Here is a 14,431-nt window from a genome sequence, read left to right on the forward strand (position 1 = left end):
AACTGACTGAGTTTTTGTGCAACAGCACAATGACCTTTTAGTTGTGGGCTAATTAAGTTAGCATACCAAACTCAGATACTGATTGCAGCGACGATTGTATGACTCTCCCAATGAATGTACCCAATATTGAGATGGTACCAAACAGCAAGATTACCCAGATATATTGTTTATACGTCCTCGGCTTGAGAGTAGCCTTATTAAGACCTCTACTGAACAGAATAAATTGCAACATTGCAACTAAACCTACGCTGATTGCACTCCCGATGGTCACATTTGTAAAATAACCGATAAGCCAACCAGCGAATATAACCTCAAAGAATGCCCACACCACATTCGCAGAACTTGCCCACAGGATCACTAATGCTCCATCTAATGCCAAAGCCCAAGCAAATGCCAAAGCCCCATCTAACAACGAAGCCCACGCTAGAGACAAAGAAACCACCCAAGATACAGATAGAATCCAAAATACGACTAAAACCTTTGGCCAAGACCAAGATAAGATACCCGGCCATACCCAAGCTAAAAGCCAACTCCAAGCTAAAGTGAAAGCCCAATACGTGGCCCAGCGTCCGGCAGAAAATGGCTCAACCAATGTGGATGAATGATTGAGAGCAATTAGAACGCCCAAAGGAACCAAACTGAATACCAATGCGCTAAAGTGCAACCATAGAGAGTGATCTTTGTAAGTTTGAATTTTTCTAGCATTCGTAGTAGTGTCAGGGTCGAGGGGATAGGTTTTTTGTTGCCTCTCGGAAAGTGCTTGAATTCTTTTTTGCGCTAGTTGGCGGTCTTCAAGTCTCTCCGCGTGAATCATCAATTCTTGCCAAATCTCCAATGCTTTATTCCATTGATGTTGGGCTTCCCAATTTTGTGCTTCTTGCCTTAGGTCGTCAACTTGAACCGTGATTGTCTCCAGGGGACAGGGTGTTGTATCAGGTAACTGACTAGCCGCAATTGGGAACATTTCAGTACGGTTAGTTGCCTCAGATACCACCTCAGATGCCACCTCAGATACCACCATGGTCTTCACACTAGTATTGGTGAAAGACATTGGAGGAACCGTTGGAGAGATTGGTCTTGCTTCCAGGAATTCCAATGCATGTAACACGGATGTTGCTGATTGAAACCGAGATGAGACGTTGTAAGCGATTAAAGTCTGTAAAATCTGGGCAAAATCTGGATTGCTCAACGGAACCCACTGCCGCCATGCTAATCGGGCAGCCCCACGCTGAGGTGGCCCATAAAAGAAACTAAGGGGGACGCCCAGCAAGACTAGGGTTGTCACGCCCAGGGCATAGAGATCACTGGCAGGACAGGGCTGACCTTGCATCTGCTCCAATGGGGTATACCCTTCTTTACTCACTAACGTTCCAGGAAAAGCAAGTGTAATTTCCCGAGCCACTCCGAAATCAATTAAATATGTCCGTTGTTTTGACTGAGACCAAATTAAGTTGTCTGGTGAAATGTCCCGATGAATAATGCCATGCCCATGGATATAGTCCAAGATAGGTAGCACTTCCTGAAGGAACCGAATCGCTTCTGTTTCATTAAATCGAGAGTTACGATTATAAAGAGCTTGATAGGTTTCTCCTTCAATCAAATCTTGGACTATAAAGAATAGTTGGTTGCCCTGATAGTCAAAGGGGAAAAAAGCTTGAAACTTTGGGATTTGAGGATGTTCTAAATGATGTAGCAGTCGGGCTTCCCGCTGAAAAAGTTCTAGTGTTTTTTGCAAGGAATCAGGATCTTGCTGATAGGGACAAAATTCCTTCAGAACACACCGTTTATCAAATTGCCGAATATCTTCCGCGATATAAGTTCTACCCAATCCACCCCGGCCTAGCCCACTCAGAATGCGGTAACGCTGATCCACTAAAATCCCAGGTTCAATGGGCTGTAACATGGTCGGGCTAGAATGACGATAAGGACAACGAAATCAACCTCTACAGACTTTTCATTCATTAGAGATTGTTCTTAGTGTACCTTTACTGGCGTCTATCCCCAAAACAGAAATCTATCCCCAGTAAATTCTTCATAATTGCTGAGGAAGACAAGATGCCTATTACCGCAGCAATGGCTTGAGGGGGGGATAAGCCATTGACACCGATCGCTCGATCGTTCCTGTCAGCCGATCGAGGACTTGCTGCAATACCATTGCCGTCCAATCGATATCGGCCTCCGTCGTATGGCGTCCGAGGGTTAACCGGATGCCCGTTTTTGCCACCCGATCGCTCCACCCCAAGGCCGTCAGAATGGGACTGGGCGTAATTTTGCCGCTGCTACAGGCCGCCCCCGCACTGATGCCAATTCCCGCCAAATTCATCTGCCGCACCAATGTTTTGCCACTCACCTGCTCACCATCGGCCTCCGGTAGACAAAAGCTGATATGGTGCGGTAGTCGATCGGCCAAATCTCCCGTCGGCACCAAGGTTGAATCCGCCAGCAAGTCGAACAAACGATCGCGCAGCTGGGTTAATCGCGTCGTTTCCGTCGCCATTTCCGAACATATCAGTTCCGCTGCTAGCCCAAATCCCGCGATCGCAGGCATGGCTTGGGTGCCCGATCGCAGCTTACCTTCCTGGCCCCCCCCGCCCAGCAGGGGCACCAATTCCACCCCCGGACGAACGTACAGCGCCCCAGCCCCCTGCGGCCCATAGAGTTTGTGGCTGGACAGAGACAGGAGATCCACAGGTAATGTTTGCACATCGATCGCTAAACGGCCCGCCACCTGCACGGCATCGGTGTGGAACAGCACATTGTGGGCACGGGCGATCGCCCCCAATTCCCCGATCGGTTGCAAGGTTCCAATTTCACTTTGTCCCCAAATCAGGGAAATAAGCACCGTATTGGGCTGAATCGCAGCTTGCAGATCCGCTGGATCAATCCGTCCCGCTGAGTTCACCGGTAACCAAGTCACTTGCCAGCCTTCCCGCTCCAATTGCTTGGCAGGTTCAGAAATAGCGGAATGCTCCACACTGGAAATAATCACATGTTGTGGGTGATAGTATTGCCGAGCTACCCCAAAAATAGCCAGGTTATCGGACTCGGTGCCACCGGACGTGAACACGATCGCCTCCGCAGGTGCATTGACCAAACGAGCCACCTGCATCCGCGCCCGTTCCAGCAGCGTGGCCGATCGATTGCCCCAGGTGTGCAAGCTAGAGGGGTTGCCCCATTGCTCCGCCATCACCTGCTGCATCAGAGAAATCACCTCCGATCGGGGGGGCGTAGTTGCACTATAGTCCAGGTAGATCTGCATGGAAATCGGTCTCCCATTCACGGCCATTTCTATTGTCTGCGGAGATGTCCGGAATTGGCGAATTTTTCTATGATGATATTAGAAGAATAATTGAAGTAACGGCCTGAATCAGGTTCTTAACTCTTGATTTCAGGCAGATTTCGATTCTTTTATCAAGCAATAATCTGCGGATTCCCCCCTAATTCTGGATCGATACTTTCTCATGATGGCTCGAATTCTAATTTTTGCTGGTCTTTCCATACTCCTATTCTCGTTACAATCTCCTGCCTGGGCCGATCTCAATGCCAAGGTTGTTTCCATCGGTGATGGCGACACAATTACCGTTCAACAGGGCAATGCAAAAACAACGGTGCGTCTGGCCTGCATTGATGCAGCGGAAATGAAGCAGGGCAATTGGGGTACACAGTCCAAACGACAATTGCAACGCCTTTTACCGATCGGCCAAACGGTGAGAATCCGAGATGTGGAAAAGGATAAGTACGGTCGGTTAGTCGGTGAAATTTTTGTTGGAAATAAATCGATCAATTTAGAAATGGTGAATGCTGGCGAGGCCGTGGTCTATCGCCAATATCTGAGTGCCTGTCCCGATAACCAGCGCCAATACCTGAATGCGGAACGTTGGGCCAAGGCCGAAAAACGAGGATTCTGGAATCAGGCCAATCCGGTCATGCCCTGGGATTTCCGCCATGGCAAATCGACCACCACACCCAGAACTCAGCCCCAACAGCAATTTCCAGCCTGTGTGAGGTCGGATTGTGATTGTAAGGATTTCTCCAGCCGTGAGGAAGCTGAAGCGGTATTTCGCGCCTTTCCGGGTGATCCGTTTCGGCTAGATGGCGATCGGGATGGTATTCCCTGCGAGAGTTTGCGCTAAGGCTGAGGAGGGACACATAGAGACGCATTCTTTGTTGTCCCTCCCATTGTGTCCTTCCTGCTAGGAGGATAGATGGGTGGAACCTTGCTCGGTTGGCTGTGCAACTTGTCCAGTCTACTGACTTGGGGCGACTGGCTTCGGTTTGAGCTGCCAAACTTGGTTCCACTCATCCTGAAAAACTAGATGGCCTTGCCAGGGGTAAGTTGCTTCAAACCGATGGCGAAACTGCTCAGAAAGATTCATCATAAAAAGGCTCTGAAATCCCTCTGGAACCCCCCGATCGGGGAATGTGTCACTCACTTTCGGTAAAAGCCAAAAGTGAATTGTGGGATTGAGTAAATAACTCAGAGATACCATGCTGGCCGGATTGTAGATGTCCCCATCAGTAACCACCAAAGGTCGATCGCTGCGATTCAAAATTTCTGCAATCTGTGCATAGTTAGAATTGACCACTTTATTCCACCAAGTATTGGCTTGGCTATAGACCCCACAAGAGCCAACGCCAGCCGCCATTAAACCAATGCACCCAGCGATGACCAGTCCCCGCTTCCATTGCAGAGAAACCGCCCAAGTTTTTAGGAGAAGGTGGGTGCAGCAATAAGCTACAGCTAGTTGAATCCCTACAAAGCAAGGAATCAGATAGCGATTCACCGTGACCCGTTGTCCACCTAGGAGCAGATCAGGCAGTCCCAAAAGGAGAATGGTACCAGCAATCAAGGTTACTACAAATCCCCAAACTGCCTTGGAAGATGTTCGATATAGATCAAAGAGCGAGTATAGCTGAAGACTCAAGAATGGAATTGCACAGATATAAATCCATGGATTATTAAAACCAAAATTAAAATCTATAAAAATACGGCTGAAATTTGCAATAAAGAGTTCTAGGCTAGAAATCCATGGCAATGGAAGACCAATCCAATTCGTTGTCTGATGAAGAGTATCTTTAGAAACAACCATAAAATAGAGCCAAGGCGTGAAGAGTACGCCGACACCGATTAAGCTGACTAGGCAAGCAATGGTTCGATTCCTACCGTCTAGCCATTCTTTCCAATTCAATGGCTTCCAGGTAAGCCGTTGTTTGAATGCAAGTAACTGTTGAAAAGTGAAGGATCGTCCCACGCCACCCGATTGGGAACGGAGCGGTTCTGCATTGCCAGCAACGCAATCGACCCACAGAATATAGAAACAATGGCTGATTGCAATGCCTAAAGTAAAGAGGGATGTGTAGCTCGCAACCAGCATAGAAAGTGCATACAGGCCCCAGCTTTGCCAGGAGGACGATCGGATCGCCTTGAGTAATAACGCACTACTCACCAGAACCAGCGCAGTCCATAGCCCATATTGCCGTGCCTCTTGCGCATAGATGAGGTGGACTGGAGACACCGCAAATACACCGATCGCAACCCAGCCATAGACCGCAGATCCAAAAAGCTCTAAGCAGAGCCAATATAACGCTGGAAAAATCGCCAAACTCAAAAAAGCGGATAACCCACGAATGAAGGCGATCGAGGTTCCACCGAGCTTAGCGCCAGCGTAGATCAGCAGATAGTAGAGCGGTGGATGTTGGGCATCTTCCAGACCTTTGCGAACCAACATATCCTGTAAAGTCAGGGAGGGTGCAAAGTGCTGATAGGTTAATAAATCTTTCGCCTGTACGATTTTTCCGGTAAATAAATCTTTCGTCAGATATCGCCCTGGGTGAGCGGTGATCACGAGAGAGGTATAGACTTCATCGTGCCAATAGACCTTGCGATCGAGGTGTAGAAATCGGAAACAAATGGCCAAGATTAATCCAGCAATCCCAATCCAACGGACTACTTTCAAGAGCCGGGATCGCTGGGGGTTCATACGCTGGGACATCATACAGAGTGAACCTATGGATAGGACCTGTCAGTGAAGGGAACTTGTAAAACTGATCGGGAAACGTGATCAGGAAACGTGATCGGGAACCGTGAGAGTAACTAGCTCAAAGCAGATCTAGATTATCAATTTTTCGGAATCCCCCTTGACAGATTTGAAGAAGCAGATTACACATGTAGTATAGAAATTAGTAGGTTAAGAGGTCGAGCCTTCTATGTTGCGTACTTTCTCCCATACCTTATCAAGCCACCGTAGCCAGCGTCCCAGCCTGGGAAGTTTTGGCGCGATCGTAGGATCGGGGTTGGGGCGACTGTATCGAGTCAGCATAGACCGATTTACCGTAGAGAACCATCCTGCGATCGATTGTCGCAAACCCGGCATGGTGGGCGCGATCGAATCCACGATCGACTCCGCGATCGAATCAACCATTTCCCGTCAAGATTGGGGCGGCGAGGGCCGGCCAAGTCCAAGAACCAATCTGAAAACCTACCGACAATGCGGGGCACGCAGGCGAAAAGCGTGCTGATCAGTTCAAGCTAGTGCGACAAGCCCTAAGCCCCGCTCCTGGAACATGACCAGAGCGGGGCTAATTTTTTAGAGGAGTGTGAGCGATGCAACCGTTACACCGTCCACCCTATCCATCGATCCTCCAGAACACAGTCGTGGTGTTCTCCAAAAACTATCTGCCCCTGAGCCGCATCTCCATCAAACGGGCGATCGCGCTCCTCGTCACCGGACAGGCAGAACCCGTGGATTTCACAACCAACCAATGCTTTGAGGTTCACTCTCCCAACTTAATTCTCCAAGTCCCTGAGCACATTCGTCTCACCTTTGGTAATCCAGAGCGGCATTGGAAAGTTCCCCCGGTCAATCGGCGTGGCGTACTACAACGAGATCATCACACCTGCCAATACTGCGGTAGCAAAAAGAAACTCACGCTAGACCACGTTATTCCCCGATCGAAGGGTGGCCAACACAGTTGGGACAACGTCGTTGCAGCTTGCGAGCAATGCAACGGCCAAAAGGGCGACAAACTTCTACACGAAACTGGCATGAAGTTACGCAATCGACCTAAAGCCCCGGTGCATCCAGCAGTCCTGTTCGCAGACCAATTTTGGAAGAATCAATCGGATTAAATTCCAGGAGGAACGGCCCGATCGGTCAATGAATTTAACAAACAATGCTACAAAAATTTTGAGCATCAATTTGAGCGTCAATTTGAGCGTCAATTTGAGCGTCAATGCAAGAGATGCATGGAATACAGTCTTGAAGTGATTTGTAAGAAATTGATTGTAGCAAAGTTTTTCATCCATTGCCGATCGCCGTCTCCTCCCAACGCTAAGGAGAAGACCCATGCTGAAACTAACCTACACTGACGTTGGATTAACCTTAGAGCGGTTGGCGGGTGCGCTGGAAACGGTGGTTGCTCAGCGCGTCATCCTAGCTATGCGAGTGGGACAAACCATATCGGTAGAACCCAGTCGGGCTGCGTTTCTCGTCCCGATCGATCACCCTTGCTTTAACCATCTGGTGCAAGCCATTCATGCAGTGCAAGGTCAAGGGATCAGCCTCTGTGTCGTAGATGATGATTTTGCGGAAGTTAGCTTACAAGGATTCTGGTTAGCAGCAACCCGCGAAGCCCACGAAGGGATGTTTATCTGCACCTTGGCCGATCGGGTCGAGTTTTTCATTCACAAACTTTGGCAAGCCGACCCTCACAACATCTCGTCGATCGCTCAATAGAAATAATGACGTGATCGTTATTACTGGAGTAGACCCAAGGTATATCCGGTAGAGATTTGCTACTACTCGATTTCTTAAACATCGATCGAGGATTGAATTGTTCGTCAAATTAACTCTATTGGGGATGTGAATTACCACATCTCCAGTAGATTATGCTGCCAATTCTGGAAATTCAAGAATGCGTTTTCAGTAAATGCTGAAGTTCTGATTTCAGCAGGGAATGGCACGATTGACTTGTAGTATACCGATCGCAGTCGAAGGGGCGTTTATTTTGAGCAGGTCAAGGCTATTTAGATCACCTGAAAAGCTTTCACAATCAGCAATTTGATTAACTCTCAAAAAAACTCGAAAAAAAATTCCAAAACCCCTTGACACTTCCGAAAAGTACAATGTAGTATATGTAGTATCAGGAAAGCGAAAAGGAGCCAACACAATGAAACGCTCAACCGCAGTCCTTCCATTCAACCCCACTCCTGGACAAGCGTCTTCTACCTTGTCCCCTGAGCAACCGCTAGCCTCTAGTCAACCACGCAGGTACGCAGGTGCTCAACCCATCGAGCAGGGGTTTCAAAAATCAAAACGGTTGAACCAAGAAAAAACAGCAGAAGCCTTTCGGCGAGTAGGAACCCTCTATACGCTGGAACGACATTGCTTCTTCTAGAGAACTGAACCGCGCGATCGTATTGCGCAATCCATCTTTTAAATTTTTCCAACACTCACTTGAACCTTGAAAACTCAATAAATTTAAATGCCACAATTTCTGAAGTGTGAACGATGAAGGCTGAAGTCGGAACTGACAAGTCCATTCAAACTTCTTGATTCCTTCTCGTTCATACTTTCTCTGGGGATGTAGCTTAGCGGCTAAAGCGCTTGTCTGTCGAACAAGAGATCGCGGGTTCGAATCCCGTCTTCCTCGCCTTGAGTCCAAAACGGTGTTGTTTTGCGTGTCTCGTTGCAACACCTAGACTCTCCCAGCCTCGTGGACGACTAGAAAAGTCGCGCTGATTCTCAGTCAGTGAGAAGCGGGTGCAACTCCCGTCGGGGCTCCCAATCCTATCCAGGTAGCCAAGTAGTAAGGCGATGGTCTGCAAAACCATTCATCGTGGGTGCAATTCCCACTCTGGATTCCAATGCAGTGTAGCTCAATAGCGGAGCAGCAAGCTCATAACTTGATGGGTGTGGGTGCAATTCCCACCACTGCGACCAAACCGGAATCGCGTAATGGTCTAAGCGCGTCGGTCTCCAAAACCGAAAGTCTGGGTTCGAATCCTAGTTCCGGTGTGGGCTGTATAGCCCTACAAAAAGTGGCTCCGTGCCCTAAATCAAGAAGCCTACAAACTGGTAACAATTGATCTGAAAAATCAATGAGTTGGTTCGAATCCAACAGCCTCCACTAAATTGATTCCTACAACGTTAGTTCAATGGATTCATCGGACAGGGAGGCTGAAAAAAAACAGCTTCTTAAACTTGCACGGAGCCTCCAACCTGGTGCTGTAGACAAATTGGTAAAGTCACAGGGCTTTCAATCCTGAGTTTGCGGGTTCGATCCCCGTCAGCACTGCCAAATTTTTTATCTGGGTCAGTATCCAAGCCTGGTTGAAGGAAACCGTCTGTAAAACGGATGCTCATTGCCGCGTAGGTACCCTACGGGAAGCAAGCTACAAATCCTACCTGACCTATCGATGATGGCATTCATCGAAATATGGAGAGATGGCCGAGCGGCTTAAGGCACCTTCCTGCTAAGAAGACGTGGGTTTTATCAATCCACCGAGGGTTCAAATCCCTCTCTCTCCGCCTTGAGAATGTGGTGTAGTTGGATAACACGTTGGTCTACGAAACCAAAGACCGTAGGTTCAAGCCCTACCATTCTCGTTGTTAGAAATGTTGCTCCTTGCATTTCTAACATTATTTCCCCCGGTAGCTCAGTTGGTAGTAGCGCCTGTCTGAAGAACAGGAAGTCGTCGGATCGAGACCGACCTGGGGGGCTGGGTTGTTAAAACTCATTTATTGCCTTGTAGCTCAATGGTGGAGCGAGCGGCTGTTAACCGCGCGGTTGTGGGTTCGAGTCCCACCGAGGCAGCCTATTGGGGTATGGCTTAATGGCAAAGCACTCGGCTGATAACCGAGCGATCGTTGGTTCGATTCCAACTACCCCAACCATTCCTTGCCGGATCGACTAATGGCAGGTCGCAGTGCTCTGAACACTGAAATGTAGGTTCGACCCCTACTCTGGCAACCAAATAGCCTTGTGGTGTAATGGAAACATCCTTCGCTTTGAACGAAGAGAACTAGGTTCGATACCTGGCGAGGCTGTCGGGAGGATAGACGCTTGTAGAGAGACACAACACTAGCCTCCTGGTTAATTTGCCCTTGTGACGGAACAGAATACGTACTGCGCTTAGAACGCAGGTTTTGCAGGTGCAAGTCCTGTCAAGGGTACTGGGTCATTGACCCCAATTAAAGCTCCTGTGGCGAAACGGAAAACGCAGCTAGCTCAAACCTAGTGTAATTGTGAGTTCGACTCTCACCAGGAGTATGGGAAGTGTGGGTACAGTTCATCGCGCGATCGTACTTCCCTGCAAACTCTCGTAGCCCAATGGGTAGAGGCGGCTGTTTTAGAAACAGTCTACGTATCGGTTCAAGTCCGATCGAGAGTCCCTAAATCCGGGTGTGGTGTAGCTTGGTTTGCACTCCTGTTTTGGGAACAGGCAGTCGCAGGTTCAAATCCTGCCACTCGGATCTTGCCCTTGTGACGGAACGGTATACGTCCTGTGGTCAGAACGCAGGTTTTGTGGGTTCAAATCCCACCAAGGGTACTGGGATGAATTTCCCAAATGGTGATTCCCCAAGCAATGCTCCTGTGGCGGAACGGTATACGCACTAGGTCGAGAACTTAGAGTTTATGGGTTCAAATCCCATCAGGAGTACCAAACCTGAGTCGTTGGCAGAGCGGTTATGCAACCGGCTTTTAACCGGTATCATCTGGGTTCGACCCCCAGGCGACTCCCCATTTGCCCCTGTAACCCAATTGGTAAGAGGTGCCAAACTTAAAATTTGGATGTTGTGGGTTCGAGTCCCACTAGGGGTATCGCGGAGATAGAGCTACGGTGCGCTCGGCAGTCTCATAAGCTGTCATTTACCAGGTTCAACTCCTGGCTCCGCAACCAATCATGCTGGTGTAGCTCAACTTGGCAGAGCGGCTGTCTTGTAAACAGCGGGTTGCAGGTTCGATTCCTGTCTCCAGCTCCTTCGTTCATATTATTCAGGGTAAAACTATGCTTTCTACTATTGTAATCCTAGGCTTCTTCGCTAGTATTCCAAGTCTTTATATCGTGGTGCTCAATTACTTGTTTGAAAAGCCTTCCTAGAATGACATCGGTTATGTGAAATTCAGTTATTCGCGATCGTGGTGTAACGGCAGCATTAGAGTCTTCCAAACTCATGGTATGGGTTCGAGTCCCTTCGATCGCTTAGCAAATCATTTTGTTTTGCTGCCAATGCGGATGTGGTGTAGCGGCAACATCAAGGCGTGCCAAGTCTTAGTCACGGGTTCAAATCCCGTCTTCCGCTCTCGTCGCCCTGTAGCTCAATGGTGGAGCAGGTGTCTTACAAACACGAGGTTGTAGGTTCAAGTCCTACCGGGGTGACCAAACTTTGGGATTGTAGCTCAATCGGAAGAGCATCGGTCTTCGAAACCGAGGGTTGTAGGTTCGAGTCCTACCAATCTCGCCTCGTGGGAATGTCGCCTAATGGGAAGGGCATCGATCTTCTAAATCGACCTGTGTAGGTTCAAATCCTACCATTCCTGCCAAAACATGGGTCCGTAGCTTAATTGGGAAAGCGTCTACCTTGCAAGTAGGAAGATATCGGTTCAACTCCGATCGGAATCCACCAAACCACATCTAATCCTGGGGCTGTAACTCAATTGGAAGAGTATCTGTTTTGCACACAGAAGGTTAGGGGTTCGAGTCCCCTCAGTTCCACTGTGACTGAATCCGAAGGGGTCGAGGAGCTAGTCTGTGAATCTAGTGTTAGCGAGTTCGAGTCTCGTCAGTCACCCCAAATGGAAGCTACTGCTAAGGGTTTAGCAACCTGTCTCGAAAACAGGAGTGCGATTGCGTCGTAGGGGTTCAACTCCTCTAGCTTCCGCCTTGGAGAGTACGGCCAATGGTTGGCAAATCGTCTTGAAAACGATCGCAGTTCTTAACTTGGGGGTTCAATTCCTCTACTCTCCGCTAGCTATCTCTGCATAAGCCACGGCTGATGGGAGAGATAGTGAATGACGCGAATTCGGTGTATTTAAAAATCTAGTTCGCCCCTTGAAATGTGTGAAGGAGCCACCCATGACGACCCGTCAATTATTTAAATCCAATCAAGCAGGGCATTTCGACTACACCCTGCGGAAGCAGACGGGTGGCCCTGGACAATATGCAAGGGTAATCGGTTATGTCGAAGCTTGCGATGAAAATTTCATCTTTGAAAATCGCATCACTGGTGGCACAATTCCCACGGAATTTATTAAATCCTGTGAGCAAGGCTTCCGAGATGCGACGAGTGCTGGAATTTTGGCTGGTTATCCCGTGGTGGGTGTAAAGGTTGTCCTGACTGGTGGCGATTTCCATCCGAATGACTCCAACGATCGGGCCTTCCGTTTTGCTGCTTGCCAAGCTTTCTATCAAGGCATGAGCACAGCCGATGCGGTTATTATCGAACCGATTATGGATGTCCTGGTAACGGTGCCGAGTAAATTTATTGGCGCGGTACAGGGTGATTTAATCAAGCGACGCGGTATGGTGCAGAACATACAGACAAATGGGAATGACACAGACTTAAATGTGCAGGTGCCATTGTCAGAAATGTTTGGTTATGCCACACAACTACGATCGCTCACTGCCGGACAAGGTAATTTCTCTATGACTCCTAGTAATTACCAACCTGTTCCTGAAACCGTTCAGGCAGCGTTGATTGCCAAGGCATAAACAATGACCTGTTCTGATTATTTTTGTGGAAACTCCGTGCCCTCATTTGTAAAGCTTACATACGTCCCTTAGGAAGGGGTGATTGCAGGTTCGAGTCCTGCCGACGGCATATCCGCCGTCGTGGCCTAATTGGAAAAGGCACCTAGTATCACACAGCTTTGCTAACTTGCACGGAGTTCCCAAATTTTCTGATTGGTGGATTGTGATTTAACGGGCAATACCAAAGGTGCTGGAAGGTGCCGCTGATGGTTGGCAACTGGCTTGGAAAACCAGGGTGGGTTAATGCCCAAGGGTTCGATTCCTTCTCCTTCCGTCACTCCGTACCCTAACGAGTGAAGCTTACATACGTAACCCAAACTGTTGGTTGTAGGTTCGAGTCCTACTTACCCGGCCTGACGGGTAATAGCTCAATTGGTAGAGCAGCAGGAAGTATATTTCGCTTTGCCTAACTTGTACGGAGTTTTCAATATTAGTCACAATAAATACATCGCAATCATCAAGAAAAATAATCATGTAATAACAAGGAGGTGAGAACAATGCCGGATATCTTTGAAGTTGGTGGAAAAGTACGGGATGAATTGCTGGGCTTAAAGAGTAAAGATGCTGATTTCGCATTTGTTCTCACTTCCGCAGAGGCTGAGGGGAAATCGATCGAGCAAGCTTTTGAGTTTATGCGTGATTGGATGCAGTCACAGGGCTTTCAGATTTTTCTGAGTACGCCGGATTGCTTAACGATTCGCGCTAAGTTCTGTAACTCAACCCAAACGGCAGACTTTGTGTTAGCAAGGCGGGAATTAACATACATGCCTGGAACTCGCAGACCCATTGTTGTGCCTGGTTCGTTAGCCGATGATTTGCAACGGCGGGATTTTACGGTGAACGCGATCGCGCGATCGGAACAGGGGGAACTGGTAGACCTATTTGAAGGCCAAAAAGACTTAGCAGATAAGGTTCTACGCACTCCCCTTGATCCAATGGTGACGTTGGCTGATGACCCGTTGCGGGCATTACGCGCAGTACGATTTTCGGTCAAGTTAGGATTTCGCATGGCAACCGATCTCGTGGAGGCTTTGCATAATCCTGAGTTACCGGAGTTGATGGCCGTTGTTAGTACCGATCGAGTACGCGAGGAACTCGCCAAGGCAATGAAAGCTGACACCTGGGCAACCCTCAAGTTGTTGCAGCGGTTACCAGAAGCCTTGGTGCGCGACTGGCTAGAACGACCTGGCATGTGGTTAATGCCAACGGTAAAACAGTAAGTTGTCAACACAGAGTGTATTTCTAAAAACATAGAAATACACTCATTAAATCTTCAATCATCAATACAAATTAAACCTCTCAATACGTTGCATCAATAGTTAAATTTAATTTCGTGCCCTAATCGTAAAAGCCTACATACTCTCATACAACGATCCTAAGGTAGCGACATTCAGGTGACTGAACCAGCGACATATCGCCACATCTCCCGTAGATAAAGCGATCGTGCCCACTGCCCAAACGGTAAGAGCGATCGTCAGTACAACTGCTTTTACAACTTGCACGAACCCAATTTAACCTGATGTCTCTTGCTCAATAATTGCTTTGATTTCTACGGTGGACCCCAAAAACTGGACAGGTAGTTAAGCTCTGAAAACTCAAACTGTGATAGGAGTATTTCATGGGCAATAAACGCAAACAATACAGCGCCGACTTCAAAGCCAAAGTAGCCTTAGCGGC

The 14,431-nt window shown here is 48.4% G+C and carries 11 protein-coding genes and 31 tRNA genes; 37 read left to right on the top strand and 5 right to left on the bottom strand.

Annotated elements, in window-relative coordinates:
- Positions 1-52: 52 nt before the first annotated feature.
- Both H6G21_RS17330 and H6G21_RS17335 read right to left on the bottom strand, forming a co-directional pair.
- The gene (locus H6G21_RS17330; protein ID WP_190574687.1) at positions 53-1,903 is read right to left on the bottom strand and encodes a protein kinase; all 1,851 of its coding nucleotides are present in this window, start codon (positions 1,901-1,903) and stop codon (positions 53-55) included.
- A gap of 159 nt (positions 1,904-2,062) precedes the next feature.
- Entirely contained in the window at positions 2,063-3,259 is a 1,197-nt protein-coding gene (locus H6G21_RS17335) for a cysteine desulfurase family protein (RefSeq protein ID WP_190574688.1), read from the bottom strand.
- Positions 3,260-3,461: 202 nt separating this feature from the next.
- Here H6G21_RS17335 and H6G21_RS17340 point away from each other — a divergent pair, with 202 nt between their 5' ends.
- A complete protein-coding gene (locus H6G21_RS17340; protein ID WP_199307287.1) occupies positions 3,462-4,133 on the top strand; it encodes a thermonuclease family protein in 672 nt (223 codons plus the stop codon).
- 114 nt (positions 4,134-4,247) lie between these two features.
- Here H6G21_RS17340 and H6G21_RS17345 read toward each other — a convergent pair whose 3' ends face one another.
- Together H6G21_RS17345 and H6G21_RS17350 are read right to left on the bottom strand one after the other, a co-directional pair.
- Positions 4,248-5,996, bottom strand: a complete 1,749-nt coding sequence (locus H6G21_RS17345; protein WP_190574689.1) for a glycosyltransferase family 39 protein — start codon at positions 5,994-5,996, stop codon at positions 4,248-4,250.
- 192 nt (positions 5,997-6,188) lie between these two features.
- A complete protein-coding gene (locus tag H6G21_RS17350; protein ID WP_190574690.1) occupies positions 6,189-6,422 on the bottom strand; it encodes a hypothetical protein in 234 nt (77 codons plus the stop codon).
- Positions 6,423-6,604: 182 nt separating this feature from the next.
- On the opposite strand from H6G21_RS17350, the gene H6G21_RS17355 reads away from it, so the two are divergent.
- The 36 genes from H6G21_RS17355 to H6G21_RS17530 all read left to right on the top strand — a co-directional run bounded on the left by H6G21_RS17355 (position 6,605) and on the right by H6G21_RS17530 (position 13,974).
- Positions 6,605-7,129 carry an HNH endonuclease gene (locus H6G21_RS17355; RefSeq protein WP_190574691.1) on the top strand — a complete coding sequence of 175 codons (525 nt, stop codon included), beginning with the start codon at positions 6,605-6,607 and terminating at the stop codon, positions 7,127-7,129.
- Positions 7,130-7,346: 217 nt separating this feature from the next.
- Positions 7,347-7,736 (top strand): alr0857 family protein, encoded by a 390-nt coding sequence (locus tag H6G21_RS17360; RefSeq protein ID WP_190574692.1) that lies wholly within the window; start codon positions 7,347-7,349, stop codon positions 7,734-7,736.
- A gap of 433 nt (positions 7,737-8,169) precedes the next feature.
- Positions 8,170-8,397 carry a hypothetical protein gene (locus H6G21_RS17365; protein WP_190574693.1) on the top strand — a complete coding sequence of 76 codons (228 nt, stop codon included), beginning with the start codon at positions 8,170-8,172 and terminating at the stop codon, positions 8,395-8,397.
- A gap of 182 nt (positions 8,398-8,579) precedes the next feature.
- A tRNA-Asp gene (locus H6G21_RS17370) sits at positions 8,580-8,652 on the top strand.
- Between the two features lie 57 nt (positions 8,653-8,709).
- A tRNA-Glu gene (locus tag H6G21_RS17375) sits at positions 8,710-8,786 on the top strand.
- Positions 8,787-8,791: 5 nt separating this feature from the next.
- Positions 8,792-8,866, top strand: a tRNA-Cys gene (locus tag H6G21_RS17380).
- Between the two features lies 1 nt (position 8,867).
- Positions 8,868-8,942 (top strand) — tRNA-Ile (locus H6G21_RS17385).
- Position 8,943: 1 nt separating this feature from the next.
- Positions 8,944-9,017 (top strand) — tRNA-Trp (locus H6G21_RS17390).
- Positions 9,018-9,223: 206 nt separating this feature from the next.
- Positions 9,224-9,300 (top strand) — tRNA-Glu (locus H6G21_RS17395).
- Between the two features lie 140 nt (positions 9,301-9,440).
- Positions 9,441-9,530, top strand: a tRNA-Ser gene (locus H6G21_RS17400).
- Positions 9,531-9,534: 4 nt separating this feature from the next.
- Positions 9,535-9,608 (top strand) — tRNA-Arg (locus H6G21_RS17405).
- Between the two features lie 39 nt (positions 9,609-9,647).
- A tRNA-Phe gene (locus tag H6G21_RS17410) sits at positions 9,648-9,721 on the top strand.
- 23 nt (positions 9,722-9,744) lie between these two features.
- Positions 9,745-9,816 (top strand) — tRNA-Asn (locus H6G21_RS17415).
- Positions 9,817-9,821: 5 nt separating this feature from the next.
- Positions 9,822-9,896: transfer RNA gene (locus tag H6G21_RS17420), tRNA-Ile, on the top strand.
- A gap of 5 nt (positions 9,897-9,901) precedes the next feature.
- Positions 9,902-9,975: transfer RNA gene (locus H6G21_RS17425), tRNA-Gln, on the top strand.
- Between the two features lie 223 nt (positions 9,976-10,198).
- A tRNA-Leu gene (locus H6G21_RS17430) sits at positions 10,199-10,272 on the top strand.
- 46 nt (positions 10,273-10,318) lie between these two features.
- Positions 10,319-10,393: transfer RNA gene (locus H6G21_RS17435), tRNA-Leu, on the top strand.
- A 7-nt stretch (positions 10,394-10,400) separates the two neighbouring features.
- A tRNA-Pro gene (locus tag H6G21_RS17440) sits at positions 10,401-10,475 on the top strand.
- A gap of 4 nt (positions 10,476-10,479) precedes the next feature.
- Positions 10,480-10,552, top strand: a tRNA-Leu gene (locus H6G21_RS17445).
- 38 nt (positions 10,553-10,590) lie between these two features.
- A tRNA-Leu gene (locus H6G21_RS17450) sits at positions 10,591-10,666 on the top strand.
- Positions 10,667-10,671: 5 nt separating this feature from the next.
- Positions 10,672-10,746, top strand: a tRNA-Lys gene (locus H6G21_RS17455).
- A gap of 3 nt (positions 10,747-10,749) precedes the next feature.
- Positions 10,750-10,824: transfer RNA gene (locus tag H6G21_RS17460), tRNA-Leu, on the top strand.
- A 1-nt stretch (position 10,825) separates the two neighbouring features.
- A tRNA-Met gene (locus tag H6G21_RS17465) sits at positions 10,826-10,903 on the top strand.
- A 5-nt stretch (positions 10,904-10,908) separates the two neighbouring features.
- Positions 10,909-10,982 (top strand) — tRNA-Thr (locus tag H6G21_RS17470).
- A gap of 154 nt (positions 10,983-11,136) precedes the next feature.
- A tRNA-Gly gene (locus H6G21_RS17475) sits at positions 11,137-11,207 on the top strand.
- 28 nt (positions 11,208-11,235) lie between these two features.
- Positions 11,236-11,306, top strand: a tRNA-Gly gene (locus H6G21_RS17480).
- A gap of 5 nt (positions 11,307-11,311) precedes the next feature.
- Positions 11,312-11,386, top strand: a tRNA-Val gene (locus H6G21_RS17485).
- A gap of 6 nt (positions 11,387-11,392) precedes the next feature.
- Positions 11,393-11,465: transfer RNA gene (locus tag H6G21_RS17490), tRNA-Arg, on the top strand.
- Positions 11,466-11,471: 6 nt separating this feature from the next.
- Positions 11,472-11,547, top strand: a tRNA-Arg gene (locus H6G21_RS17495).
- A 6-nt stretch (positions 11,548-11,553) separates the two neighbouring features.
- Positions 11,554-11,630: transfer RNA gene (locus H6G21_RS17500), tRNA-Ala, on the top strand.
- A gap of 16 nt (positions 11,631-11,646) precedes the next feature.
- A tRNA-Ala gene (locus H6G21_RS17505) sits at positions 11,647-11,719 on the top strand.
- Between the two features lie 2 nt (positions 11,720-11,721).
- Positions 11,722-11,798, top strand: a tRNA-His gene (locus H6G21_RS17510).
- A 3-nt stretch (positions 11,799-11,801) separates the two neighbouring features.
- Positions 11,802-11,885: transfer RNA gene (locus H6G21_RS17515), tRNA-Ser, on the top strand.
- Between the two features lie 4 nt (positions 11,886-11,889).
- Positions 11,890-11,971, top strand: a tRNA-Ser gene (locus tag H6G21_RS17520).
- Positions 11,972-12,079: 108 nt separating this feature from the next.
- A complete protein-coding gene (locus tag H6G21_RS17525) occupies positions 12,080-12,715 on the top strand; it encodes a hypothetical protein (protein ID WP_190574694.1) in 636 nt (211 codons plus the stop codon).
- Between the two features lie 536 nt (positions 12,716-13,251).
- Positions 13,252-13,974 carry a CCA tRNA nucleotidyltransferase gene (locus tag H6G21_RS17530; protein WP_190574695.1) on the top strand — a complete coding sequence of 241 codons (723 nt, stop codon included), beginning with the start codon at positions 13,252-13,254 and terminating at the stop codon, positions 13,972-13,974.
- Positions 13,975-14,106: 132 nt separating this feature from the next.
- Here H6G21_RS17530 and H6G21_RS17535 read toward each other — a convergent pair whose 3' ends face one another.
- Positions 14,107-14,256 (bottom strand): hypothetical protein, encoded by a 150-nt coding sequence (locus H6G21_RS17535; RefSeq protein WP_190574696.1) that lies wholly within the window; start codon positions 14,254-14,256, stop codon positions 14,107-14,109.
- Positions 14,257-14,431: the final 175 nt, after the last annotated feature.

The organism is Alkalinema sp. FACHB-956 (genome assembly GCF_014697025.1).
Lineage (GTDB): Bacteria > Cyanobacteriota > Cyanobacteriia > Leptolyngbyales > Leptolyngbyaceae > Alkalinema.